The organism is Neolewinella aurantiaca (assembly GCF_008014675.1).
GTDB classification, from domain to species: Bacteria; Bacteroidota; Bacteroidia; order Chitinophagales; family Saprospiraceae; genus Neolewinella; species Neolewinella aurantiaca.
Genome location: NZ_VOXD01000012.1, coordinates 79959 through 105491, shown reverse-complemented (window position 1 = coordinate 105491; position 25533 = coordinate 79959). Strand labels below are relative to the sequence as shown.

The following is a 25533-nucleotide window of genomic DNA, read 5'->3' as shown; positions in this document are numbered from 1 at the left end:
GTAACTTTGTCGCTGTGAAGGTGTCCATCATCATTCCTACCTATAACTCTGAAGCTTTTCTGGAAAGGGCTTTCGCTTCGGCTATCCAGCAGGAGGGCACCTCGTTCGAGGTAATCATTGTAGATAATAATTCTTCCGACGAAACGGTGCTGCTATCGGAAAGCCTGTACCGGAAATACCCCGGGGTAGTACGGCTGTCGCACGAACCAAAGCAGGGATCTGCCGCTGCCCGGAACCACGGCGTAAATATGGCCCAGGGCGACTGGATCCAGTTTTTGGATTCGGACGATCTCCTGTTGCCGGGGAAACTTGAGCGCCAACTCAACCTGGTCAATGATTCGGTCGACTGGGTTACCGGTGCTTCCATCAGAGAAGGAATTGACGGTAAGCAGAATGTATCCGCCATCAACCCTGATCCGTGGAAAGGGCTTGTGCACAACGGAGGGCTAGGGCATACCAACTCCAACCTGATAAAAAAGTCGTTATACCTCAGTGTTGGCGGACAAAACGAAGACCTCCCCAATGGAGTCGATACTGATCTGTACTTCCGGATGCTGAAGCAGGGAGCTCGCTGTGTTGCAGATCCGGTTCCCGGGGCTGTTTACCTGGATCGACCAGGCTTCAGACTGTCGACCATCGACAATCCTGCATCGAGGCAAAGATCGGTCCGGCTAAAAGCTGCCGTTATCGAATTCCTGCAGCGCAACAAACCTGACTATTACAACGAAAACAAAGCATTCTTCAGGTCAGCACTGCTCAATTCATTGAGGATACTCGCTACGCAGAACCTCGATGAAGCCCGGCAGTTGTTTCACGAATTCTTTCCCGATGGTTTAACGGCCGGGGATATCGATGCTTCGATTGCTCCCCGGTTTGCTGTCCTTTACCGGTATTTGGGCTTCGGACCGGTCGAATTTGCCAGGTTGAATGCCGCTGGCCTTTTGCCCCTTTCTGTCCGGAATCAAATGAAGGGTAAGAGATGGAAGTAACCAGACCACAAGTTTCGATAGTAATTCCTGCCTACAATGCGCAAAAGTTCCTTGCGCGGTCGGTAGCGTCAGTACTCAGCCAGAAAGGGTGCAGTTTCGAGATTATCATCGTAGAGAATAATTCTACCGATGCTACCCTCCGGGTAGCCACTGCGCTGCAGGACGCTCACCCGGGAGTTGTCCGCGTAGTGCAGGAAAAGATAGCCGGAGCATCGGCAGCACGAAACGCTGGTTTGGCGTTGGCCAGGGCGGAATGGATCCAGTTTCTGGACGCGGATGATGCTTTACTGCCGGGCAAATTGGCGCGCCAACTGCAGCTGACGGCTCCGGATACAGACTGGGTGATCGGCGAACTCCTGATAAGATGGGAAGACGGAGAAGAGACTGTTGTCCCGATTGCGGACGACCCGTGGCAGGGGCTTCTGTTTTACGCAGGGCTCGGGCATCTCAACGCAAACCTCTTTCGGAGATCCTTGGCAGACGAAATTGGTGGTTTTAATCCGGGTTACAGAAGCTGTAACGACTTTGAATTCTTTTTCCGTTTGCTGCAGCGGGGCGCGAACATTGTAAAAGACCATCTATGCGCAGCTGTCCATTTTCAGCACAGCGGTGAGCGAATCACGACCACCAACCTGAAGGAAATGGCCCGCCTGCGGGTTGCTCTGACCAAAAGAGAAGTTAAACACCTGAAAGCCCGGCGCGCACAGTACTACGAAGCCAACCGGGAGACAATCAATGCTGCTTTGCTCGGAGCGCTTCGCAAGCAAGCTACGGTCGATTTGCCTGGGGCAAAACATAACTTCAACGAAGTATTTCCGGAGGGGTACGATGCATCCGATTTTGACAGGGCTTTTGTCCCGAAACACGGGGTGCTATACCCTTTTCTCGGCTTTGGAGCGACGGAGTGTTTAAGGAGGTTTTTTTCTTCGTTTGTGCCATTGGGTTGGCGGAAGTTTCTGAAGTAGTTTTGCGGACAATACCAACAGCTTATGAAGGTTTCAGTGGTGATAACAACTTACGATCGGGCAGATTTACTGCCCGGGTGCCTCGCTGGCCTTCAGGTCCAGGATGCCCCGGCGGCGGATTATGAGGTGATTGTGATCGACAACGCAGGGCAGGAGGAGTGTCAGAGAAGCGTTGAGAGCTACGGGTTTCGGTATATTTACGAGGGCAAGACCGGGATCTGTTATGCCAGAAACAGAGGTTTAGAGGAGGCTCGTGCTCCCTGGGTGCTTTACTTTGATGACGATACCTTATTACCCCCTGACATCGTCCGGAGTTACATCTCCTATCTTCCGCAGGTAGCCGGCGGCGCGGCATTTGGCGGAGCTTTCACACACTGGTACAAATCTGACCCGCCAGACTGGTTGCGAATGGAAATGGGGGTTGGGAAATTTCCGGGCAGTAATACATCCTTCGGGGTACTCCCCGAAAGTCGCTACCTGATTGGCTGCTTTTTTGGTGTTGATGTTGCCAAAGCGAAAGCTGCGGGTGGTTTCAGCCCGGGATACGGTATGAAGGGTAAAGAGGTCGGCTGGGCGGATGAGACAGAACTTCAGTTTCGGATGAGAGCCGCAGGAATGACGGTGTACTATGCACCAGAACTGGTTATAGAGCACCTGATACAGCCCTGGAAATGCTCGTTCCGGGGCCGTTTGCGCTACGCTTACTCCCACGGCAAAATGAGCTGGTTGCCAACTGGCGACAACCGTTACTCAATGGCAAGCTTTGTGCTGGACATACTGAGAATCACGTTTGTGGTCTTCCCCGTGACGCTCCTCCGCTGGGTGTTTCGTCACCGGGAATGGTACTGGCAAAATGCAGCCCTGATCGTTTTAACCAAGTATGCTTTCGCCTACGGCCGACTGAGCAAGCGCTGGAAGGTTTCTGTCTGATCCTCAATCAAAAGTTAACCTGACATCAACAGTTTCGTGCAACGGATAAGGGAATATTATCGCCTGACAAAAGCATTGCTTGGGCTATACGTCGTTGATCCGATTGATGTGACCTTTGATGCCGCAACGGGCGAGGTATTTCCTGTGGTTTCAAAAGCAGGGTGTAGTTCGGTAAAGCTCAGTTTAATTCGCAGGTACCTTCCCGGGTTTGAAAGCCGTTTTCCTGAAATCCACCATCTCAAGCCGGGAGTATTGACGGACGGAAAGCTCACCCGCCACATTTTTAAAAATTACAACGAGTATCTGGTCTTTTGTCGGGGCAAAAAGCTCGTGGTGGTGATCAGGGAACCTGCAGCACGGTTTCAATCGTGCTACAACGACGTGATCTCGGGCCGGAACGTCATGTACCGTTATCCTTCCCGTCTGAACCACATCGTCAGGTTCTCTCCGCAAATGAGAATAGAACGTTTCCTAAGAATCGTGGCAAGTATCCCGGACCGGATCGCAGACCGGCATTTTCGCTCCCAAAGTTATTACCTCCGGGCGCAGGTTATCGAGGCTGCGCAATCCGTCCGCATTGTGGATCTACAGGAGTTCATGTCCGGTCAGGCGGGCGCAGAGCAGATTCACCTCAATGCAGGGGAAAGGACATCCAACCCAGATGATACCGGTCTTTTCAGGACAGACTTGTTCAGACAGCGCTACGCAGAGGACATCTCATTGTATGAAAAAGTAAAGAAGTCGCCCTCCGGAACGCTTATCTTAAAATAACCACTTTCCCGATCTCCCGGGCGAAGTACTGGTCGGTACCTGTGTCGTATTTCTCTAAAGTATTACCCGATTCATCACTTGTAATCACGCGGTAGAGGTAAACACCATTGGCAAGAAGGTCTCCGTATTCATCCGTTCCATCCCAGGCAAACTGAGACTGATGTGTACCGATCTTCAATAGCTCACTGGCGGCAAGGTCGATGTCCCGCACCACGCGTCCGGAAACGGTCATGATCTGAATCCGGAAAACTTCGGGAACCTCGTTTCCGGTAAGGGTGTAAACAAACCGGGTCTGTGTCGTGAAGGGGTTGGGGTAGGTCAGCACATTCGCCACCATCTGTTCGTTGATGACTTCAAAGTCTTGCTGCAGAGAGAGAGCGCCCGAAAAATTAGAGCTTCGGTCTTGTCCCACTACTTCGATGGTATAGTTCCCATCTCTGGAGAGGGAAGGGCGGAAGAAAATTTCAGCGCTGTTGTTGTCGGTCGTGGCGGGCAAAAACTCAACCCTGGAATCGGAGAAAGAGATCCGTTCCTGGTAGCTGCTCAGTCCGTTTTCCAGATCACCAGGGTGGGTAAGTTGAAGGAAGTAGGCTCCAGTGTCGTTCAGCGCGAGGTACTGATTCTCATCCCGAAGCACAATGTGAATTTCAGGTTTTGCGCTCACCAGGTCGCCGTTATTGATCCGGATGCCATCAAAAAATATTTGCATCTCAGGGTCAATCAGGTCTGTTCCGACTTTCACCCTCGAGTTGAGGACGTTGTTGAAGGTCACGTTTTCCGGTTGGTCCTGATTCGGGTTCAGGGTTACGCTGTAACGGAAGTCTTGCGAGAAATCGACACTCGGCAGAGAGAACGAGAACTGATCTGTGGCTCCGGGCGGGAGTGGTCCTTTTCGCTGCGTAAATGTGGAGATGTTATTGGTAGCATCTACTACCGAGAGCTCTACCAATAGACTGTCCATTCCGATTCGTGAAATATTCTCGTAACCGGCATTGATCACTAATTCCTGGCCTTGATCTACCGAATCGGGCAGGCTTATCGAAACAGCGGGATTGATCGCTGCGTCTCCGGGAGAGGAAAAGTTGAAGTACAAATGCTCTACGGTTGGTACGTTTCTGTCCTCTTCATCGAAGAAATCGAGCTCTGCCCACAGGAAAGGAAACTCCTCCTCTGAAACACCCGACAGGTCGACTGATATGCTTCTGGAAGAAAGGTGATTGAATACCTGGTTGTGCAGAACTACCTCACTGCCTTCGGGGTTGGTTCCCATTACTCTGACCAGTACACTATCGTTTTCACTCAGATGTATGGGCGATAGTGAGACTTCAAGATTGTCCCAGGCAAGGGCGGGGCCTGCCGCTTCGGAGCGCCACGACCCGAGGGGCCAGTTCTCGAGAATACTGGCGTCCATCTGAATGGTGTCTGACCGGGTTTCGGCAAGGGCTTCGCTTATTGGTCCCATCCCTTTCTGGAAGGAGAAGAGGTAGGGAACCGATCCAACTTCGCTCAGCCCCCTTACCTGCAACGCGCCTTCGGCTTCAAGCACGTCGTAAATGGTGGTGCCCAAGGTGTTGGAATCTGCTAACCAGTCTTCCGTTACGTATTCGATATCAGCACCACGCTGTACTGAGTAAAGCATAACGTAAGCCCCTTCGGGAACGAACTCATCCAGAAAGTTGATCATACCCTCCCGGCCGCTGGCGGTTCTGGTATCGAAATCCCAACTCGAATTGGCAATCGGGCGGGTGTTGTAATCCGCATTGCCCGGGTTGGGATACCACTTCGAACTGTTGGTACTGTCGATCACGATCATTTGAATGCCCGCCCGGATGTACCATCTGTGGGGAGATCCAAAACGCTGTCCGTTGTATTCGAAGCGCGGCATGTCACGGCTGGAGTAAAGCGCGTTGAAAATCTTAATGTCGGTAATGCTCCTTGAGAAACTCCAGCCAAACTCGAGGCTGTCGGCGAGGATGTTGTCAAATGTCCCGTCCACGGTTTGCCCCTGGTCCTGCATTGCCCAACCGATCTCGTTTTCCGGTTGATCGGCGACCCAGGTGAACGAGCTTTCACTCCAGATGAAACCACTGCCTTCGGTGGAAGTGCTGTCCGGGCTGATGCGCCAGTAGTAGGTTGTACTGTCTGTTGGTGCAAAGGGCGGGCGGTAACGAATCACGCCGCCGGGGCTGGCGATGGTCTCGTTGGTGAGCAGTGTATTGAATTTCCGGTCGGATGAAACCTGAATGACGTAGTTTCTTTCGGGCGCGAGTACGTCGGTAGTCGAGGAAATGAATTCCAGCTCTCCCCCAATTACGGCGTACCGGGGCGGGAAGGCAACCTTTGCCGTGTTGGCCACGAAGGTAAGGGGAACGCCCGCCTGGCCACCGGTCTCGAGTTCGTTGTTCAGCTCTGCGGCGGGAGCCGGAAGCTCCGTTACTTCGTTGTCAGTATCCAGGGTGACAAAAACACGGTTTTGCCCCACAGCATCGATTCCCGGGTTCGGGAGTTCGACCGAAAGAACTTCGGCGTAAACCGGGATTTGTGCCCGGAGGGTTTTTAATTCTACAATTTCTCCGGAGGGCAGTTCCTGTCGGATACGAAGAGTCATACTGTCTGCCTCCGACTTTGTTCCTAGGTTAAGGAGTCGAAAATCCATTCCGTATGTTTCGTCCTGAGCCGGCACCACGTCAGGGGTGAAAGAAACGGAAGCCGGATCAACTACAAAGTCTGGTCCGGGGCGGGGGTGCAGCCGGTAAGCCGGATCGCCACTCAGGGCAAATTGTTCGAGCAGGATTCCGAGGGTGAAGTTCGACGTGCCACTGAAGTGCTCGATGGCGTTGCGCATCACGTCACCCAGACCTTCGCCGTAATTTTCGTTCCCTATGTTATCATACAGTTTCTCTCCCCAGTTGCCCAGGGCCGAAATGTATCCTATACCTTTGGAGGCCGCGAAGGCAACCGCTCCTTTTTCGCGCAGGAAGATAAACCGCTCACTGATGCTTCTTTCTTCGGTGAAAGCGTCTCCGGAATAACACCCGAGGCTCAGCATGAAGGGATACCGGCCTTTGTTGTTGTAGTTTGCCGGATCATCAATGCTGAAATCGAAGGTCTGGCTGCTGGAGTGTCCCATGAAAGTAAGGATGGAGGTACCTCCGTTGATGCGTTCGAAAATCGCCTCCTGGCGACTGTCTTCGATAGGCTCCGTACTGGTTTTAAAGAATGATGTGACATTCGCCGCCATTGCGCTTGCTTCAATACCAAGTTCCATAGTATTCAGCCGGCTTTTGATTCCGGATTGTTCGCCGGCACTCGTACCTCCGCCGAGGTGCATGATTTGCTTTTGCCAGTCGCGGTCAGCGATACTTTGTCCGCCCTGATTGATCTGTGCTTCGACTTCCCGGAGTTTTTCGAGGTAAATACCGACTTCACTGTCGTTGATCGCCGCCAGGCGGCCAACGGAGAGTTGTGGGGTGACTTCTCCCAGTTTAGCCGCAAGCAGATTGTCTGAAGCAGGCGAGCCGAAGGAAGGAATGAAGAATGTCGCTTGCGCAGCAGCCATTTCCGAAGTGGTACGTATGTCGCTGTATTCACGGCCTTTACCGATGATGAAAAGGTACTGCAGGTTCGGGGCCGCAATTTTGGCGGCGGTGAGGTAGTTACGCAGCGCCATCGGATGGTTAGGGATGCCGTAGCCGAATTCATCGTATAAATCCTCAACGTCGACAACTTCAACCTGGTAGCTTCCTCCGGCGACAGAGCGCCGGTAATCAGCCAGCTGATCGACAGAAGAGCCGTGCAACCTCCGGCTGGTAAGTACGAGGTAATCGGTATTAGCGGGCGGAAGGGTAGAAGAAAAGCTCAGCGCATTGGTTTGAGCTGCTTTGAGGTCCGAGCTTTCCACGACGAGCTGGTAGGTGATGTCGGAGCTGGAAGGAGGAAAGTCGATCACGGCGGTTCCGGTACCGTCTACCTCAGCTGAAAACATATTTCCGGTGGTGGGGGCATAGCCCGTTATCCTTCCCAATGCACCCGCGGCCGCGCCCAGACCAGTAAGCGTGATACGGGTAGCTGTGGCCGAAGCGGGAATAGAAAAAGAGGACAACTCCTCGTCGTAAACCGGTTGGGCCGGGTAGGTTACCGCAACCCAGGCCAGATTGGGCTTATCCTGATCTCCGGCAGTACCCTTCAGCGAAATGGTGGTTTCTGCGCCAGCAGGATTGAAAGTTGCCTGCTGTTGAATCACTCCCCAGCCCGACTGAACGGGCGTTGCGAGGACGTTGCCATTGGCAGAGACTTCTACTTCATGGCTGCCGAAAGCCGTGCCGAACCGAACATCCAGCGTGGCCTGCTGACCGTTTGCCGAAGGCAGTGGCAGGGTAACGCTGCTTTCTAAATCACCGTTGCTGGAAAGCAAATCCCCACTGCTGCGCTGGCCAAATCCTTCGGCTTTGTCGTAGTGCGAATAGTAAATGCTGATACCACCACTGCGGAAAAAATTCTTCACCATCTCATCGCTGAATACCTCTTCGGTGCGGCGGAGAATCGCCGTAGCAGCCACCGGCGTCACCACATCGGGCTGCTGATAATACTGTCCGGTTCCGGCCGTGAGGTAGTAGGCCACGGTGTCGGAGTGCATACTGTAACGATCGTTGAGTTGGTTTGCGTCGGGGTCTGGCCAAAGGTGACGGTCCATCTCTCCCCGGTTCTTTTCGCCGTAAAAAATAATGCTCCCGTCACTGGTCACTCTGATGGGAACCAGCTCTCCGCGGTGGTGCAGCGCCAGGTCTCCGCTCAGGCCGGCGGCATTGATTTCTGCGCCCGAAACCTGGTACATCCCGTCTGTGGCGACCTGAATACGAAGGTGGGTCTGGCCATAATCGATCCATTCATTGCCGTAACTGATGCTCCCGTCGGGGGCAACCATTTGAGCGAATAATGAACAGGATAAAAGAGTGAGACAGAGGGTGGTAAGGGTGCGAAACATGGGGAGAGTTGTTCGTAAAAATACGTCGTAAAGATAACGCACGTAAGGGGTTGATTAGTTTAAAATGTCATGGTTTAGCAGCTCTGCGGCAGTTTACGCGGCCATCTTTACTGGCAATTGGGCGCGGCCGCGGGTGCAAGGCGGGTTTCAGGGTCCGGTCTGAGGCAATGTACCGTACCTTATGGCCTGAAAATGAATGTTTTTTTCGTCACTTCCTGGTTTCCGAGCCGCGTTCATCCCACCAACGGGAATTTCATCGGCCGGCACGCGCGCCTGATGGCGCGCCACCACCGGGTAACCGTCGTTGCCGTCGAAGAGGACCTGCAATTGGCCCCAGGCAAACTGGACGTAACCCGCCGAACTGAAGATGGCTACGCAGTTATACACGTTTACGTTGGGTACGGCCCCCAAACTCCCGGCCCGGTCAAAGCCGCGCTGCGGCTCAGAGCTTACGTTGTGGCTATGCGCGCAGCCCGAAAGAAGTTTGGCCGGCCAGACCTGCTGCACGGCCACGTATTGCTGGACGGTGGAATGGCTGCGGCCCTCTACTCGGGCTTTTGGAATCTTCCGTTTGTCCTTACCGAGCACAGCTCGGCTTACCACAAAGCGAACGCACTGTCCGGTTTCAGGGGCTGGCTTGGCCGTTACGCGTGCCGTAATGCTGTGGCCATTTTACCAGTATCGGATCACCTTGGACGAAGTATGAGAGAAAGGAACCGACTGGCCGGAAATTACCGTACAGTGAGTAACGTAGTAGACGAAAAAACATATCTGCCGGGGCAACCATCCCCGACACTTCCTTTCCGCTTGCTCCACGTTTCCAACTTCGACGAAGCCCCGAAGAACATCACGGGACTACTGCGGGGCTTCTCTCTTCTGCGGCAAAAAACCAATGTGCCGGTAACGCTTCATCTCGCGGGAGACGGCGACCTGGAGATTTTGACGCAAATGATCGATGACCTGGGTGTAGCCGGAATAACCTGCTCCGGACCGCACACCGAAGGAGAAATCGCAGAACTGATGCAAGACTGCCACGCGTTCGTACTTTTTAGCAATTACGAGAACCAGCCGGTCGTATTGCTCGAAGCACAGATGTGTGGCCGGCCGTGCATCGCAACACCCGTTGGCGGAGTGCCTGACATCGTACTACACGGCGAAACCGGCCTCCTGGTACCGGTGGGCGACGCTGTTGCGCTGGCCGGCGCATTCGAAAAAATGCGCGATGAATACACTTCCTTCGACCCGGAAGTAATCAGGGAGCGAGCGTTGCAACTGTACAGCGAAGAAGCGGTGTTGGAGGCAATCAATTCGGTCTATCAGTTAGCAGTGGAGGACGGTGCCGCCTATCGGTGATTTTGTAAGGCAATCCTCTTACTGTCTGGCAGCCTTCCGGCTGCTGTTCGTTATGCTTTAGCGTGAACAATAACGATCAGGTTAGTACGGTCAAATCTGTTTTCTATCAGCCTTTCAGGTGAAGGCCCTTAAAATGGCAGCCTGAAGGCTGCCGAACAGCACTGTCTGGCTGGTAATCCTGCTTCGGCGATATTCTTTGTCTTATATTACTGGTGTTTTGCTTCAAAGACCTGGTAACATGACATCCCCTCCACAAGTCCCGCTGCGCCGGGTTCTGCCTAATATTCCCTTTGTCGCCCGTAACCCGATCAAGTACTTTTCCCGTTACGTAAAAGATTACGGCGCTGATTTTTTGCTGGCGATCGGAGGTTCCCGTTTGACCCATTTTACGGTCAATGCGGATGTAATTCAGCACGTCCTTCAGCGAAACCATAAAAACTACCATAAGAGCGTGATTCAGACCAGGGACCTGGCACGATACCTCGGTCACGGACTGCTGACCAATAACGGAGAACCCTGGCTTACCCAACGACGGCTGATTCAACCCGGTTTTCACCGCAAGCGGCTGGCCTCGCTGGTGACCGAAATGCAGGCGGTCATTAATCGCTGCTGTACCGGCCTGGATCAGGTCGCGACAAGCGGAGAAGCTACTTCTTTACACGGCCTGACCACCGACCTCGTATTCCGGGTAATCGCCCGGGCTATTTTCACAGACGGATTCAATGACGAAGAAACGAAGGAATTAAATGAAGCCATCGATGCCGTGCAGGGCTACGTAATCTATCCTGTCCGGATGCCCTTCCTACGCGGCCCCCTGCGCTGGATCGGGCAGGAGAGAAAGCACCTTCAGATTACGACCGAAGTCCGCGCGCGCATCCAACTACGGATCGAAGACCGGCGAGCTGGCGAACCCAAAGATGATTTGTTGCAGATGCTGCTCGACAGCCGCTACGAGGACAGCGGAGAGCCAATGGAGGATCAGCAGCTGGTGGATGAGATCATGATTCTTTTTGCCGCCGGCCACGAAACCAGCGCCAACGCGCTGGCCTGGACACTCTGGTTGCTCGATCAGCACCCGGAAGTACGGGAGAAAATAAGGGCCGAAATTGCAGTAGTGGAAACGGAGGGCCCCGTAGGCTTTAAATCGGCGCGTAAACTGACTTACCTCACCCAGGTCATCGAAGAAAGCATGCGGATGTACCCTCCGGCATGGATCACGGACCGGGTGGCATTAACGGACGACCAGGCGGGAGGCTACAACATCTCCTCGGGGACATCAATCGCCGTTTTTATTCATGGTCTGCACCATAACCCCGAATACTGGGATAGCCCCGAATCCTTCCGGCCCGAAAGGATGTCGGCGGCAGCTAAGAAAACCCGCCACCCGATGTGCTACCTGCCCTTCGGCGCAGGCCCGCGGCTGTGCATCGGGAACCATTTCGCGATGCTGGAAATGCAGCTTATTCTGGTCCGGCTCCTCCGGGACTATGATTTTGTGTTTCCTGAAGATGCGGGTACCGTAGGCAAAAAAGCCCTCATCACTTTGCAAATGGACCGGGAAGTGAAGGTGAATCTACGTAAACGGTAAGCGGAGTTGCTACCGGCGCGTCCAAAAACCAGCGAGATTGTGCAACGGCCGAAGGCGAGTCTGATTACCTTAGCGCCCATGTTAATTAACCCCGACCTTTCCATAATTCTTGCCTCAAAGTCTCCCCGTCGTTCTTACCTCCTCGAGCAGGCCGGCATTCCTTTTACCGTTCGCACACAGGATGTGGAGGAGATATTCCCCGCTGATCTGGACCCCCTCGAAATTGCGCCGTTTTTAGCCGAGTTGAAGGCCGAAGGCGTCCGCGATCTGCTCCGGGCCGATAATGAAGTATTACTGACTGCCGACAGCGTAGTGCTCATCGATGGCGTAAAACACGGTAAACCCAAAAGCCGCGAACATGCCATCGAAACACTCGAAAAACTGAGCGGCCGCAGCCACATCGTGGTAACCGGCTGCTGTTTGCTCAGCAGCAGTAAAAAGGAAATATTCAGCAGTAAGGCCGAAGTGTGGCTCAACGAGATGACCCGCGAAGAAATCGAATGGTACGTGGATAACTATCAGCCCTATGATAAGGCCGGCGCTTACGCTATTCAGGAATGGGTCGGGCTGGCGAAGATTTGCAAAATAGAAGGTACTTACCCTTGCATCATGGGGTTACCCGTAGACCTCGTTTACCAACACCTGCTTAAATGGTAGAGCGGTTCGTGGTCTTATGTCTTGCGTTCGGACTACAACCGAAAACTACTTTGTCAGCTCCGCCAGCAGCTCCTTCGGGTCTGCTTCGTGGGCCATACGAGCGGATAATTTTCGGGCGGTTTCTGCGTAAGATACTGTGGTTCGCAGGTCGAGCAAGAGTGGGCTAAAGCTTTTCGCCGTAAGCTGTTTCACTTTGACTCCCAACGGACCCAGCCCAAGGCTGGCAACCTGACGGTTCCAGAAAAACTGATCAACGATGTGGGGGATGATGAGGCTTGGGCGGCCATGTTTCGTCGCGGTGTGCAGCGTCCCCGATCCGCCGTGGTGAACAACGGAATGGACCTTAGGGAAAACCCATTCGTACGGGATGTCGCTTACGAATAAAACGTGGTCTGGTGCTTCTCTCTCCAGTCGTTGTAAGCCTCCCGAAGAGGTATTGATTATGGCCGGTACCCGGTACTTGCGGAGTACTGACAGGATCGCTTGCGTTGTGGCCTCCGGTGCCGCATTCACCATGCTGCCGAAAGTGATAAAGGTTATTTGCTCCGCTTTGTACCGGGCCAGGTAGTCGGTAAGTTCAGCAGGAGGAGACCAGTTTCTGGTCTTGTTACGCTCGAAGTAGCCCATTACCTTAGCGTGCCCGGGCCAGTGTTCTGGCCTGGGGTAAAGGGTGGGAGAGATCAGGTAAAGGGTGCGTTCCCGCTCCAGCATGTGGTGGTAAATAGTATTGCTGCTAACGTCTGTCCCCGGGAAATCCGCAGCGTACGGCTTTACGTATTTAGCCACCATGCGTGCGGTGATGCGGTTGACGACGGTAAAGGATTTCCAGTTGGCCCATTTGCCGAGCGGGGTGGTAATACCGATGTGCGGGTAGCTCCGCACCGGGTGGAGAATGTTGGGAACGGGACTGAGGCAAATCGCACGTTCCGGAAATTGCATCCCCCAAACTCTGGCAACAAGACACTTAGGATGAAAAACGACCCGATCGGGGGCAAAATGCACAAGCAAATCACGTTGCTCTCTGATCATGTCTTTCTGAACGGATAGCGACGTTCTGGCAAGCCGGGCCAGCTGAAACAATCGATTAGGCCAGCTCCCTTTCTGGCCCATGAAGTCGCGTGCCGTTTGTCCGTCGAGAATTTCCAGGAAACGTTCGTCGAGCGGTGCAAAATCAAGGCCGGCATCTTCGGCAAGAGGACGAAACTGAGCGGGCAGAGCGATGGTGACTTCGTGCCCGCTTCGGTGGAGCAAATCTCCGATGGCCAGAAAAGGCTCGGCATCGCCGCGGGTTCCGATGGAGAGGAGTAAGAATTTCATCTTTATTTGGCGACAATCTGTTTTGCGCCCTTAACCTACAGGGGAAATTGAGGATGAAGCACAGGGCGTGCAGGGCTAGCAACGATTTTTACACGTAGTCGTCCTGCTCGTCGTACCTTTTTTGCACCTGCGGCCGCGCCAAATGATCGTCGAGGGGCGGCAAGTATTCCCGGTCGTCAAATTGGTTGCCGCCGGGAGGGTTGGCCAGTAGATTTTTGCGTTGACTGAGGTAAATGAGCGGGCCGATGCCGCCCAACAACAGAACGACGATGAGCCAGATTACTTTGTCGCTTTCTTTCTTGAAGGGTTTGGTAGCGATTTCCACCACTGACCAGATTGTGATGGCGATACTGGCGATGGCAATCAGGAAAAAGAACATTACGAACAGGACTCCCATGGGTTTTTCTTTTAAGATGCTGAAAAGCAGGTAAGTGTTTACTCCACTACTTCCAAATCGACGAGGAAACGATTTTCATCGATTGAAACGTCGGAAGGAAGGAATCCCTTGCCCATCGTTTGCCATTTATCAGTTGGTTGCAAACGAACGGGTTCTTTCCCGATGAATACACCCACCGGCATGTTAAAACCTTCAGCCTGCACCCGCCAGCGGTATTCTACCTGTTTGCCGCTTTTGCGTACTTCAAGCACCGGCACCTCCGGATGCCGGAGGTACTGATCGAAGAAGGGGCCAAAATCCTGTTTCGCGAAGCGGCTGAAGTAGTCGATCACCTGTTGGGTACTGACTATGCTGCGTTTGTTGTCCTGATAAAAAGACCTTAGCATGCCGAAGAAGAGCGGGTCGTCGTTGAGTGAATAACGTAAGGTGTGAAGCATCCAGGCACCTTTATAGTAATGATCTGAACTGCCGAAATCATCGAAGTTTACGCCCAGCGGACCAAGGACGGGTGACTCATTTCGTATGAAATTCAGCTGGGTGCCGATGTAGCGTCGGGCATCTTTTTCGCCGTAGCGGTACTCGACGTAAAGGGTCTCCATGTAGGTCGTGAAGGCTTCATGAATCCACATCTCAGCGTGATCGGCAACGCTGATCGAGTTGCCGAAGTACTCGTGCCCGGTTTCATGAATAATGATGTAATCCCAATCCATGTCGTCCGGGATGAGGCCGCCCAGGTAACCGCGCATAAACTTATTACCGTAAGCGATACCACTCTGGTGTTCCATGCCCAGATAAGGCGTTTCGATGAGGGCGTAGCCGTCGTCCCAGAACGGGTATTTGCCGAAGTAATGCTCGTAGGCGGCCAGCATCTGGTTGACCTGCTGAAACTGCTTACGGGCTTTGTCTTTGTTGTAATCCAGTACGTAATAATCGAGCGCCAGCTCTTCGCCGTCAAAGGCTACGTAGGTACTGTCGAAGTGGATGTAGCTACCGATGCCCAGCGAGATGTTGTAGTTGTTGATGGGGTAGGAAACGAACCAGTCGTAGCGTTTCTGGTAGCCGTTTTCGAGCTCAATCTCTTCGCGCAGATTACCGTTACTGGCAACGAACAGGCGCTTGGGGACGGTAACGCTTACGAGCATCGAGTCTGGCTCGTCGCTCAGGTGGTCTTTGTTCGGCCACCAGAGGCTGGCGCCGGTTCCTTCACAAGCTACACCGACCCAGGTGCGGTCGCGGTGATCGAGGCTCCAGACGAAGCCGCCGTCCCAGGGGGCATTTTTGGCAGCAACGGGTTTGCCGCCGTACCAAATGCTCATGGTGTGCAGGCTGTTCTGTTCAAGCCGGTCGGGTAGATCGACGAAGACGGCGTTGGCTTCGCGGTCGAAGGATAGTTGCTGGCCGTCTTGCGTGATTTTATCGATGGTCAGGTTCCGAAACAGATCGATCTGAAGCCGGTTGGTAGGGTGTACTACCCGGTAGCTCATGTCCACCCGGCCTTCAATTTCACGCTCATTGGGGTCTACTTCGAGGTGGAGTTCGTAGTAGGTCACGTCGAACGAGGTGCGCTCGGGCCGGAGGCTGCCGCGCAGTGTATCGGCGCGGGTGAAATGATGATGCTTGAAGTAATCGGCGTGTTCCTGGGCGTTCATCAGGGCGCAGACGCAGGATGCAAAGATCAGGATGAAGGAGCGTAGTATGGTCATTGGGGATGCAAGGTAAACATTGTCTTTCGAACAAATTGAACGTCGAAAGACCCCGGTGTATCACGAGATGCACAGAATCTCCCTCCCCCCAGGGCTGACGCATAGGATTCGATTTTAAGCTTTTAGCTCGAGATCATATTCACCGCCTAAGAGCTTGCAACCCAAAACGCGTAGCGTTTTCACGAGCCCCTCCCCGGTGGGGAGGGGTTGGGGAGGGGGTTTAACACGACTTAAAATCCTATGCATTAGCCCTCCCCCCAGCCCCTCTCCTCGGGAGAGGGGAGACGTGACAAGCGGCAAATTCGTGATAGGAGTGCATCTCGTGACACACACGGGAGACCCCGGCCCACTACTCCACCATGATGACCTTCTCCATCCAGCGCACTCCCTCCTGCTCGACCCGCAGCCAGAAGATGCCCGCCGGTAAGCCGGAAAGATCAACCTGGTCATCCGGGTTTTGGATACGCCTGAGCAAGCTCCCACTCCGGTCATAAATCCAGACGGAAACCGGACTTCCGACCCGCAAGCCTTCAATATTAACTATGCCGGAGGTTGGGTTTGGGTACACCGTAAGCGGCGGGTTCTGCGGCGAATTAAAGTAACGCGTCCCGGTAATCATATCCAGTCCGAAAATGATGCTGCCATCCGTCAGGAAAACGGGGATGCCGATTGTGACGCCGTCTTCACGGGTAACGGTGATGGTATCCGTTTCGTAGGGAAGCAGGCCGATGGGAACGGTATCCAGCGTACCCCGGCGCGTGAAGGTAAAGGTGGCAATTTCTCCCGGAGTAATTCTGATGCCTGAAGCACCGGGCTCCCGTTCGAGCGCAAAGCCTTTCGCTCCCGCAATCGGACTGCCGCGCCGGCGAATGCGGAATTCTCCCTCCCGCTCCGGAGCCAGCTCGACGTCGTCAAAACCCAGCTCAGAGAAATCGTATTGAACGAGGAAGGGGAAGTCGGTCGTGCAAACGTCGCTGGTGGTGGACATGCGAACGTGGTGCAGCGAACTGTCCGGATCAGAATGAACGGTTTCCAGTTCAATCCGCAGCGCATCGCCGCCTTCCTGGTAGACGTAGCCGGAGGTGAGTTTGTACGACAGCGGCAGACCCCCCGGCAAATCGAGCAAGCGGCGGTCGAAGTGGGTCTCGTCGGGCTGTTCGGCCAGTTCAATGGGGTAGAAGTCGCAGGGGGTGAAGTCTCCGGTAAAACAGAGCTCTACCAGCGGCGTGCCGGGTTCCAGCGAAAAGTTGACGGGTTCGTCGGGGCTGAGGCCGAAGCGGGCGGAGGTTTCTGATTGCGCCAGCAGCGATGTTCCAACCAGACCCTGCTCGTTGTCCGGGTAATGCACCTGCGCCAGCGCCAAATCTTCTGGCCAACTCACCGAGAAGTCAAATGCACTTACGTCAATGTAGTTTTTGGCGCGGACGCTGGTGCAAAGCAAGGTATCCGAAATGTTGGTGCTGACTGGCGGCCCTACTTCCAACTTCACGGTATCACGCGCCTGCTCGCCCCGGAGATATAAAGATCCGGGGAAAAGGTTGTACGGCGCCGGACTGTACAGCGAGTCCTCAAACACCAGGTGGAAAACCGGGTCGACGGTACGCCCGATGCGCAGGTAGGAAGTGCTGGTGAGCGCAGTCGGCTCAAAGCACAGCTCCAGCAATTGGACGCCGTAGGGCAAGCGTGGGGTAGTGTCGCGCAACGAGGTGTCCCGCGCCAGGTGTAGACTGGTTGGGGTCATCGCCACTTCACTTTCCCGTAGCCCGAGCGGATTATCGGCGTAGCCCACATCCACGAGCCGGAAAGCGGTCGTGTCCCAATCCACATTAAAATCAAAACCCAGCAGCGGTGCCGTTCCGCGCGAGTATAGGCCGGTGCAGGTGGTGCCTTCCGGGCTCAGGTCGGTGGGTGGGCTGAAGAGGGTGCGGGCTTGTTGGTCGTTGTAGGTTATGCTGCCGTTGGAGGTGGTGTGGGGGATAGTGGTGTGGTCATCACGACTAAGTTCAATTCTGAAATTTGGGTCAAAATTAATGTCTATAAATCCCGTAAATTTTTTAAGTTTAAAATAAACAAATAATGCGGGGGAGCTTTCAGTGAAATTGAATGGTAACAGGTCACTACTTGCAATTATTCGAAGCTGACTTGGAGAAGTCTGGTTGTACAAGTAAAAGTTACTCAAGATTACATCCCCAAAAATCAAAGTATCTAGTTCCAGTTCTTCAGGATCCCAATTTATACCCAGTTGAAATCCTCCTATTTCACCAGGGTATTCAATAAATACAGGGACTGCGATCAATTCTCCTTCATCTTCCGTAGTTATAGATATTTCCGGGATGAAGATATGAACAGTATCTTGAGAAAAGATGAAATTTAAGGGGGTAATTAAAAAAATGGTTATTAGTTTTATTACAGAAGTGCACATTTGGAATGAATTTATAGTGGTAGCTATTACTATTGTGGTATAATAAGCCAGCAATGATTATGGCGGGTAAATAGAACCAAGGTCATGCATGATGATTTCGACTCCGATAGCGAATAGTTCTGACCTATAAAGGCCCACCAGGCGAAAACCAGGTTGTCACGATTGCTCCTCCCCAGCGCAGCGGTGTGGGAAGGCTGGGAGGGGGGGGCGACGACTTGGTTTGCGCCCGTAAAGACTTATTTCTTTAGAAACTTCTCAATTACCTGAGTGTCGTCATCAAGTGATATTTTTATCACATAGGTTCCTGGGGGCAAATTTGAGACCGATTCTCCATTGAGGTTGAATTTGCTGCTATCGCCTGGTGTTTTATTGGCGAATAATTCAATTCCTGAGATGTTTTGGCCATTAATCAACTTCCCACTAATACTATTTTGCGCGAACGCAATGGCGGGGAAAGAAAGAGAGGTGAGGAAGAGACCGAACAACATCAGTGCGAGGGTGAGGTTAGAACGGAGTGCGGGTGCACGAAGGTGCAAAGGTACTTCATAATAGAAGAATTTATGGGTGGAAAGGTATAACGTGACACCTCAGCAAGAGAAGTAAAAACTATTCTGCAACAGCATTTTCAGGATATGATATCCATAATTTCATGCGAGGTTCTGCCAGTAATATATGGCATTACGAAGTATGAACTTTATTGCTGGTTGCTTTTTAACATATTTTATTTTGGGTGGTGGCGTTTGTGTGGGTTGTTGAACCGGGCACAAGCCAGATTGTCGCGATTGCTCCTCCCCAGTGCAGCGGTGTGGGGAGGCTGAGAGGGGGGTGAGTGACAGTCTGGTTTACGCCCCAAAAAGACCTCGGTCGGCTAGGGTAAACGCATCAAAATAAAAAGTATCTTCTTTTCGCATTACACCTCCGAGGTGCTCGTAAATGAGCGACTTCGTCAGCCCATTTACTCGACATCTGGGAGGAGAATGCTGTATTCTGTAGCGACAAGTACAAGTTCGTCCTCCTCCTTTGCATCAATTGGCCTGACGAAGTCGGACAAATGTTCATAGGTGTGATGAACGATTTTATGCGTTAGCCCTGCCCCGGTCGGGGGAGGGGTATCTGAATATATAAATCTAGTCTTCCAGGTCAAGGATAGCCTTGAGGGCATCCACCAGTTGCTCGGCAGCATGTTCGGGCAGCAGGCCGAGCCGGCGACGAAACCGCCGGTTGTCGATCGCCATCGGCTGATCCACAAGGATGTCTCCATCACCGATCAATCCCGCTTCGCCATCCTTGAGGCCAACCCGCAGGATGGTGGCTTCCTTTTTAATATTGGTAGACATCGGGCAAACAATCGTCGACGGATGCCCGATCTTGTTGAGAAGATTGGTCTGAATAACTACTGCTGGTCGGGTTTTACCGACCTCAGTGCCGTACCTGGGGTTAAAGTTGACTAGCCAGACTTCAAAGCGTTTAACCTTCATCCAGCAATTCGTTGAGGTCGCCAGTTACGGCTGCTTCCGTATCGTTAAGTACCTGCATGGAGTCTTCGCGGCACAACTCCGACTCGAACGCGAGTTGTTGCTCCAGCAGTTCCCGCCGTTGTTTCCTGTTGTAGTAGGCCACCGCTTCGTTGATGTAGCGGTTGCGGGCAAGTTTCAACTTGCCAACCAACTGTTCGGTCTCCTGAAAGGTGCCGTCGTCAAGCTTAAGAGAAATGGTTTTCACAACTGTATGTTTTATTGGTATGTCGTAAAAGTATATACTCAAACGATTGAGAGTTGGTGAAAGTTGCTGTTTGAGCGGTTATTTTGCGTTGGGGACTAAACGGTGGTTTGCGCTTCTTCTGTGTACCGGCATCAATACGTCTCGGCGATGACCTCAATTTCGACGGCGATGCCGCCGGGCAACGAGCCCATGCCAACCGCCGCGCGGGCGTGTTTACCTTGCTCCCCGAAAACCTCGACCATAAGGTCGGAGAAGCCATTTATCACCTTCGAGTGGTCTTTGAAGTCCGGCGTAGCGTTCACCATGCCGTGAACCTTAACGATGCGTTTTACCCGGTTCAGATCACCGAGTTCCTGCTGCAGCGCAGCAAGTTGCTGGATGCCAACCAGGCGGGCTGCTTCGTAGCCCTGCTCAACGGTGAGGTCGTCGCCCAACCGACCGGTCACCCTGGAGCCATCCGGACGCGACGGGCCTTTACCCGCCAGGAAAACGAGCTTGCCCGACCGGACCGCATGAACGTAGTTCGCCTGCGGCACCCCGAGCTCAGGGAGGGTAATGCCCAGTTCCTTGAGCCGTTCTGAGTAGTCTGTCGCTGAAGTTTGCACGGTCGGTGAATCTGGTGATTCAGATGCCTGGGAACAAGACAGGAAGGCAAGCATCAGGAGGGAAAGAGTAACTAATCGCATTTAGCTAAGGTAACGCTTCCGGGCGGAAAACCTTAACGCCGAAATTGGTTTGCGCCTATCTGCTTTCCGGTGCGTATTCGCATATTGCTGCTTGAAGGCAGCAATCCAAAGAAACGGATTGCCGTCTGGCGCTCACTAGTTTGCTGTAATGCCACAGTAGTGCCTGGCACCCGTTTATCCCGGTTCATGTATCTCTTTTCGCTGACTGAAGGCCGTTTAATGTAAGCATAAGGAACAACTGAGCTATCGGTCCGTTTTACGTTCTTAGAACCTTTTTTGCACCAGCGGCCCCGCCCTCTGCACAGTATGCTATCTTGCCAGGCATACCGAAATTCACATTCATACTCTGTGACCGAACAACACAACCGACCGATACCACCCAAACCCGACACGGAAGCTGAACGGCTTCGTAACCTTCGCGACTACAATATTCTCGACAGTGAACAGGACCAAGCCTTCGACGACATCACCGCGCTGGCTTCCTACATCTGTGGTACCACCATCTCGCTGGTCAGCCTCGTTGACGATGACCGCCAGTGGTTCAAATCATCTTTAGGGCTGCGGAAAGACATCACTGAAACACCGCGCGACGACGCTTTTTGCGCCTACAATATCATGGATGCTTCCGACCCGTTCATCGTTCAGGACGCCCGTAAGGATGTTCGGTTTGCCGACAATCCGCTGGTTACCGATTATCCCCGGATTGCTTTTTACGCCGGGGCTCCATTGGTCAGCCGGGAGGGGCATACGCTGGGGAGTCTTTGTGTTATCGATCAGGAGGAAAAAGAACTCAACGCCGAACAAATTGCTGCTTTGGAGCGCCTTGCGCGGCAGGTGGTACAGTTGATGGAGCACCGTCAGGCGCTGCAACTCGCCGACACCCGTCATCAGGAACTACAAAAGTCGCACGAAACGCTGAAGGATTTCAGCAACATCATCGCTCACGACCTTAAAGCGCCCCTGCGGAACATCCGGGGGTATACAGAGATCATCAGAGAAGATTTCGGGGAACTTCTACCGCCGGAAGGCAACGAGATGTTGCGCGACGTTGTCGAACTGTCCGATGAAGCACGCTCGATGGTCGACGGGGTTTTGCGTTACGGCAGTGCCCTCAACCAGTATTCCGAAGGCCGGGAGGATATCAACCTCAAAGAAGTCGTTGCTGCAATTGGCCGGCGCATCGGATTACCAACGGATACTTTTCTGACCTTCGAGGGCCCGGCTTCAATCCTGAATGCACCGCGTATCCCCGTAGAGCAAATCCTCCAGAACCTGATCGGGAATTCGATTAAGTTCAGTGATAAATCTCCTTCGTATATAAAAGTAAGCTGTTGCCCGATCGAAGATGGTCATAGCTTACGGGTATGGGACAATGGCCCGGGAATGGACGCGGTCCAGGAGAAAAAGATATTTACGATGTTTTATTCCACCGCCGAGCAGACAGAGAAAGACGGCCACGGTGTTGGGCTTAACATCGTGAAACGAATGACCGAATTGCTGGGCGGAAGGGTAGAGGTTGCCTACGAAGAAGGCGCATGGTGTGAGTTCAACGTTCTCCTGCCGGAAGCGGGAGCAGACCTGCCTGAAGCAGAAAACTGATACATTAGTGAAAAAGTAGGGCGCGGCCGCAGGTGCAATGCTTCGGTTAATGGAGCCCGGTTAATAGCGTAAAGTAAGCATGATCCGAAAAAAATGTTTTAGCTTAAGCCCCGTTCAGCCGGTAGGCTGAAGAACAGTCGAATTCATGCAAGATTACAAAAACATCCGTCCCGGCGAAGAGCTGCCGTGGCCACAACTCGAAGCCTGCCCGCATCAGAAAGCCCCGGGGCTGACCGGGGCAAGCACATCAAAATGACCAGGGGGCACGCTACGGAACAGCCACGTAACGAAAGACCAATGGTTGACAGTTGTTCTGAAAACCCTTGCTGTTCTCCAGCAAGTGGGTGCTTCGAAATCCTTAACTTGCTTCCGAATTCCCTAAGGTAGATATTTGATGCGTTTAACCTGGTAGGCACCTGCGTTCTCGCCTGATGTACACCACGGGACGTGAAATAATTATCTGTATTTTAGCTTTGTCAGACTAGAAGAAAAATATATGAATTACAGGAAGTTGCACAGTGTAACGGTATCGGGTTCAGGCGAACGTACCATGCTGATGAGTCATGGTTTCGGCTGCGGACAGGCAATGTTCCGCTACCTGGTAGCGGCTTTCTCCCCCCATTACCGGGTAATAACCTACGACATTGCCGGCATGGGGAATTATCCGATTGAGTGCTTCAGTCGTGCCAGCCATCAGGACCTCAATGGATACGCAAAGGATGTGATCGGGATTTGTGAGGAATTGGGCCTTAGCGACGTTATCCACATCGGTCACTCCGTGAGCGCCATGATTGCCGGGCTTGCTTCCATCCAACGTCCGGATTTGTTTAGTCAGCTGGTAATGATCGGCCCTTCGGCGTGTTACATTAATGATGGGGACTACTACGGAGGATTTACCAGGGAAGACATCGAGGAGTTACTGGAAGTATTGGGAGAAAATTACATCTCATGGTCAAAAAGCATGGCTCCGAGCATCATGGGGAACGCTGAGCAGCCGGCACTTGGCGAAGAACTGACGGCTAGTTTCTGCTCCATGAACCCCGAAATTGCCAGCTTCTTCGCCCGGGTTACGTTTACTGCGGACAATCGTGAAGACCTTTCCCGTATTACCACACCGACCCTTATTCTCCAAACGGAAGAAGACATTATTGCTCCCCGTCAGGTTGGAGAGTATATTCACAAACACATTTCAGGTAGTAAATTCGTCTTGTTGGACGCCCGGGGCCACTGCCCAAACATTAGTGCACCTGAGGTAACTATCGCCGCTATAAAAAGCTATCTTGAGCATGGTTAATGTAATCACTCAGAAAGTGAAGATGTTCAACTTTTATTTCAGGGCCTTATCACCCGGCCTGCAGAGCGGCCAGATTTGGAGGTTTAGACCAGTATTTCAAATAAAACTGTCAATATGTACCCCGAGGAATCTGATTGGGCGGCTTATGAACTGTTACCATGCGGAGTGGCATGGACCGATGAAAAGCAAAAGGTCACTTATGTCAATAAGCTCCTGCGGGAACTATTGGGATATACCAGTGAGGAACTCGTTGGGGAGCGGTATTTCTACGAACTATTATCTGTTGGCGGAAAGTTATACTTCGAGGCTCACTTTGCTCCGGCGCTGGCACTGGAAGGTGAGCTCAGGGAAACTAATTTTGAAATGGTGGGGAAGACAGGAGCCCGTCACCCGGTCATCGTCAACGTAAGTCGTTTACTCTCTGCCGGAGGAGGTTACATTTACGTGGCCTTTCCTTCCAGGGAACGGCAGGAATACGAACGGGAATTGAAACGTGCTCGGCTGCAGGCGGAAACAGCGGATAAGACAAAGTCGACGTTTATTTCGACCATGAGCCACGAAATTCGTACACCGCTCCATGCCATTCTGGAAGCGGGGAATTTTTTGTTTAAGGATGATCCCCGCCCGGACCAGTTGGAATTCATTCAGGTACTTCGTAGCGCAGGTAACAGTTTGTTGAACATCGTGAATGATATTCTTGATGTCAGTAAATTGGAAGCCGGGATGACGACCCTGGACGAGCGCCCGATGTACGGCGACCAGCTGGTGAAGCAAGTAGTGGATACTTACCGGCCAACCTGTAAGGAAAAGGGGGTTGTACTCCGATCCGTTCTGCCAATTGGCAATGTCCCGCTCCTGCTGGCTGATGGGGGGAAACTTACCCAGGTCCTTAACAATCTGGTGAGTAACGCTGTGAAATTTACCAGTGAGGGGGAGATCGTTATCAGCCTGACCCACGAAGAAGACGAGGATGGGCTACATAACTTAAGTTTCCGCGTCCGTGACACCGGTATGGGCATTGCCGAAGACCAGATGAAGTATATATTTGAGCCCTTTGTCCAGGCAAGTGAGAAAACGCAGGCCGACTTTGGTGGGACCGGCCTTGGCCTTGCGATATGCAAGAGAATCCTGGAAGCCTATGGGGCGGATCTAAAGATTAACAGTAAGCCTGGGGAAGGCACCGAATTCTACTTTACCATTACGCTGAAGGCGGCTTCGGCGGAAGAGTTGCCAATTGATCAACGGCCCGGTTTGCCGGCAGAGGGATTGCCTCCATTGAACCACATCAGGGTACTGAACGTAGATGACGTCCGCTCGAACTTACTCATCAATGCCCGGTACTTCTCGGAATGGAAGCTCCTGTACGACCAGGCTACCTCCGGAAAGGAAGCGCTGAAGTTGTTAGAAACTAATACGTATGATGTCGTGCTTCTTGACCTGAAGATGCCCGGAATGGACGGCTACGAATTGGCCCGGCGCATCAGGTCTCATCCTGATGCCCCCATCAAGGATCTTCCTCTTATTGCGCTTTCCGCCTCTGCATCCCAGGAGGTGACCGCTCAGATGCTGGAAGCCGGCATTAACGGGTTGGTGATAAAACCATTCGAGCCGGGTTATCTGCATCACATCATAAAAAGATTCGGCGAGCAAGAAGGAGAAGGAAATCCAGAACAGCAGACGGGCCAACCCGCGACGGAGACCAGAGCGGTGGACTTTTCCAGGGTTCAGGAAATATTTGAGGGAGATGAAGAGGAGTACCTCGCTTTCCTGAGAATCATTAAAGACGATGTAGCGGAGGCCAAGGATATATTAGGAGCTTGTAAGTTTTCGTTTTCTCAAAAAGAATTTGGCGACCTGAAACATAATCTGATTTCCACGATGCGGGTTTTCCTGCTTGATGAACTGGCAAAGGCCTTTGATGAAGGAAAAACTGCGCTGGAGACCGATAACCAGTCACAATTTTTGGTGGTCATCGATCAGCTTCTTGTTGGGTTTGATGTTTTCGAAGGGGAGCTTTTGCGAGCCTTAGAGGCAAAGTAGGGAGGCTTTTGTGGTCCACTAGCCTGGCTCCAACTGGAAGCTCACCTCCGAAAGGTAGTGCCTGAGCAGAGGGAGACAGGCGGCCGCGGCCGCAGGTGCAATGATCTGGTCAGGAA

19 protein-coding genes are annotated in these 25533 nt (G+C 52.8%); 10 read left to right on the top strand and 9 right to left on the bottom strand.

What is annotated here, in order from left to right; genetic code table 11:
* The first annotated feature begins 14 nt into the window (after positions 1-14).
* The 4 genes from FUA23_RS09605 (at position 15) to FUA23_RS09590 (ending at position 3655) form a co-directional block, all read left to right on the top strand.
* Positions 15-989: a glycosyltransferase family 2 protein gene (locus FUA23_RS09605; RefSeq protein WP_147930526.1), complete on the top strand. Its 975-nt coding sequence runs from the start codon at positions 15-17 to the stop codon at positions 987-989.
* On the top strand, positions 980-1954 hold the full coding sequence (locus FUA23_RS09600; RefSeq protein WP_147930525.1) for a glycosyltransferase family 2 protein: 975 nt from the start codon (positions 980-982) through the stop codon (positions 1952-1954). Before FUA23_RS09605 ends, FUA23_RS09600 begins: the two co-directional genes overlap by 10 nt.
* Positions 1955-1978: 24 nt before the next feature.
* Positions 1979-2884: a glycosyltransferase family 2 protein gene (locus FUA23_RS09595; RefSeq protein WP_147930524.1), complete on the top strand. Its 906-nt coding sequence runs from the start codon at positions 1979-1981 to the stop codon at positions 2882-2884.
* 252 nt (positions 2885-3136) lie between these two features.
* Positions 3137-3655 carry a hypothetical protein gene (locus tag FUA23_RS09590; RefSeq protein ID WP_406603408.1) on the top strand — a complete coding sequence of 173 codons (519 nt, stop codon included), beginning with the start codon at positions 3137-3139 and terminating at the stop codon, positions 3653-3655.
* Here FUA23_RS09590 and porU2 read toward each other — a convergent pair.
* Positions 3642-8639: a putative type IX secretion system sortase PorU2 gene (gene porU2 / locus FUA23_RS09585; RefSeq protein WP_147930522.1), complete on the bottom strand. Its 4998-nt coding sequence runs from the start codon at positions 8637-8639 to the stop codon at positions 3642-3644. The genes FUA23_RS09590 and porU2 overlap by 14 nt on opposite strands.
* Before the next feature lie 192 nt (positions 8640-8831).
* On the opposite strand from porU2, the gene FUA23_RS09580 reads away from it, so the two are divergent.
* The 3 genes from FUA23_RS09580 to FUA23_RS09570 all read left to right on the top strand — a co-directional run bounded on the left by FUA23_RS09580 (position 8832) and on the right by FUA23_RS09570 (position 12237).
* On the top strand, positions 8832-9992 hold the full coding sequence (locus FUA23_RS09580; protein WP_147930521.1) for a glycosyltransferase: 1161 nt from the start codon (positions 8832-8834) through the stop codon (positions 9990-9992).
* Positions 9993-10230: 238 nt separating this feature from the next.
* Complete coding sequence (locus tag FUA23_RS09575; RefSeq protein ID WP_147930520.1) at positions 10231-11580, top strand: cytochrome P450; 1350 nt, start codon at positions 10231-10233, stop codon at positions 11578-11580.
* A gap of 78 nt (positions 11581-11658) precedes the next feature.
* On the top strand, positions 11659-12237 hold the full coding sequence (locus FUA23_RS09570) for a Maf family nucleotide pyrophosphatase (protein ID WP_147930519.1): 579 nt from the start codon (positions 11659-11661) through the stop codon (positions 12235-12237).
* 45 nt (positions 12238-12282) lie between these two features.
* Here FUA23_RS09570 and FUA23_RS09565 read toward each other — a convergent pair whose 3' ends face one another.
* The 8 genes from FUA23_RS09565 to FUA23_RS09530 all read right to left on the bottom strand — a co-directional run bounded on the left by FUA23_RS09565 (position 12283) and on the right by FUA23_RS09530 (position 20484).
* The gene (locus FUA23_RS09565) at positions 12283-13554 is read right to left on the bottom strand and encodes a glycosyltransferase (protein ID WP_147930518.1); all 1272 of its coding nucleotides are present in this window, start codon (positions 13552-13554) and stop codon (positions 12283-12285) included.
* Positions 13555-13642: 88 nt separating this feature from the next.
* Complete coding sequence (locus FUA23_RS09560; RefSeq protein ID WP_147930517.1) at positions 13643-13951, bottom strand: PLDc N-terminal domain-containing protein; 309 nt, start codon at positions 13949-13951, stop codon at positions 13643-13645.
* 38 nt (positions 13952-13989) lie between these two features.
* Positions 13990-15654 (bottom strand): M1 family metallopeptidase, encoded by a 1665-nt coding sequence (locus tag FUA23_RS09555; RefSeq protein ID WP_147930516.1) that lies wholly within the window; start codon positions 15652-15654, stop codon positions 13990-13992.
* Between the two features lie 349 nt (positions 15655-16003).
* Positions 16004-17833 carry a T9SS type A sorting domain-containing protein gene (locus FUA23_RS09550; RefSeq protein ID WP_222707016.1) on the bottom strand — a complete coding sequence of 610 codons (1830 nt, stop codon included), beginning with the start codon at positions 17831-17833 and terminating at the stop codon, positions 16004-16006.
* 479 nt (positions 17834-18312) lie between these two features.
* Positions 18313-18564 carry a hypothetical protein gene (locus tag FUA23_RS09545; RefSeq protein ID WP_147930514.1) on the bottom strand — a complete coding sequence of 84 codons (252 nt, stop codon included), beginning with the start codon at positions 18562-18564 and terminating at the stop codon, positions 18313-18315.
* A gap of 639 nt (positions 18565-19203) precedes the next feature.
* Positions 19204-19554, bottom strand: a complete 351-nt coding sequence (locus FUA23_RS09540) for a type II toxin-antitoxin system PemK/MazF family toxin (RefSeq protein WP_147930513.1) — start codon at positions 19552-19554, stop codon at positions 19204-19206.
* Entirely contained in the window at positions 19544-19798 is a 255-nt protein-coding gene (locus tag FUA23_RS09535) for a hypothetical protein (RefSeq protein WP_147930512.1), read from the bottom strand. Before FUA23_RS09535 ends, FUA23_RS09540 begins: the two co-directional genes overlap by 11 nt.
* A 131-nt stretch (positions 19799-19929) precedes the next feature.
* Complete coding sequence (locus tag FUA23_RS09530) at positions 19930-20484, bottom strand: RidA family protein (protein ID WP_147930511.1); 555 nt, start codon at positions 20482-20484, stop codon at positions 19930-19932.
* Between the two features lie 348 nt (positions 20485-20832).
* On the opposite strand from FUA23_RS09530, the gene FUA23_RS09525 reads away from it, so the two are divergent.
* The 3 genes from FUA23_RS09525 to FUA23_RS09515 all read left to right on the top strand — a co-directional run bounded on the left by FUA23_RS09525 (position 20833) and on the right by FUA23_RS09515 (position 25417).
* Positions 20833-22083, top strand: a complete 1251-nt coding sequence (locus FUA23_RS09525; protein ID WP_187270952.1) for a sensor histidine kinase — start codon at positions 20833-20835, stop codon at positions 22081-22083.
* A 496-nt stretch (positions 22084-22579) separates the two neighbouring features.
* Positions 22580-23377 (top strand): alpha/beta fold hydrolase, encoded by a 798-nt coding sequence (locus FUA23_RS09520; protein WP_147930509.1) that lies wholly within the window; start codon positions 22580-22582, stop codon positions 23375-23377.
* Between the two features lie 114 nt (positions 23378-23491).
* Complete coding sequence (locus tag FUA23_RS09515; protein WP_147930508.1) at positions 23492-25417, top strand: ATP-binding protein; 1926 nt, start codon at positions 23492-23494, stop codon at positions 25415-25417.
* Positions 25418-25533 lie beyond the last annotated feature (116 nt).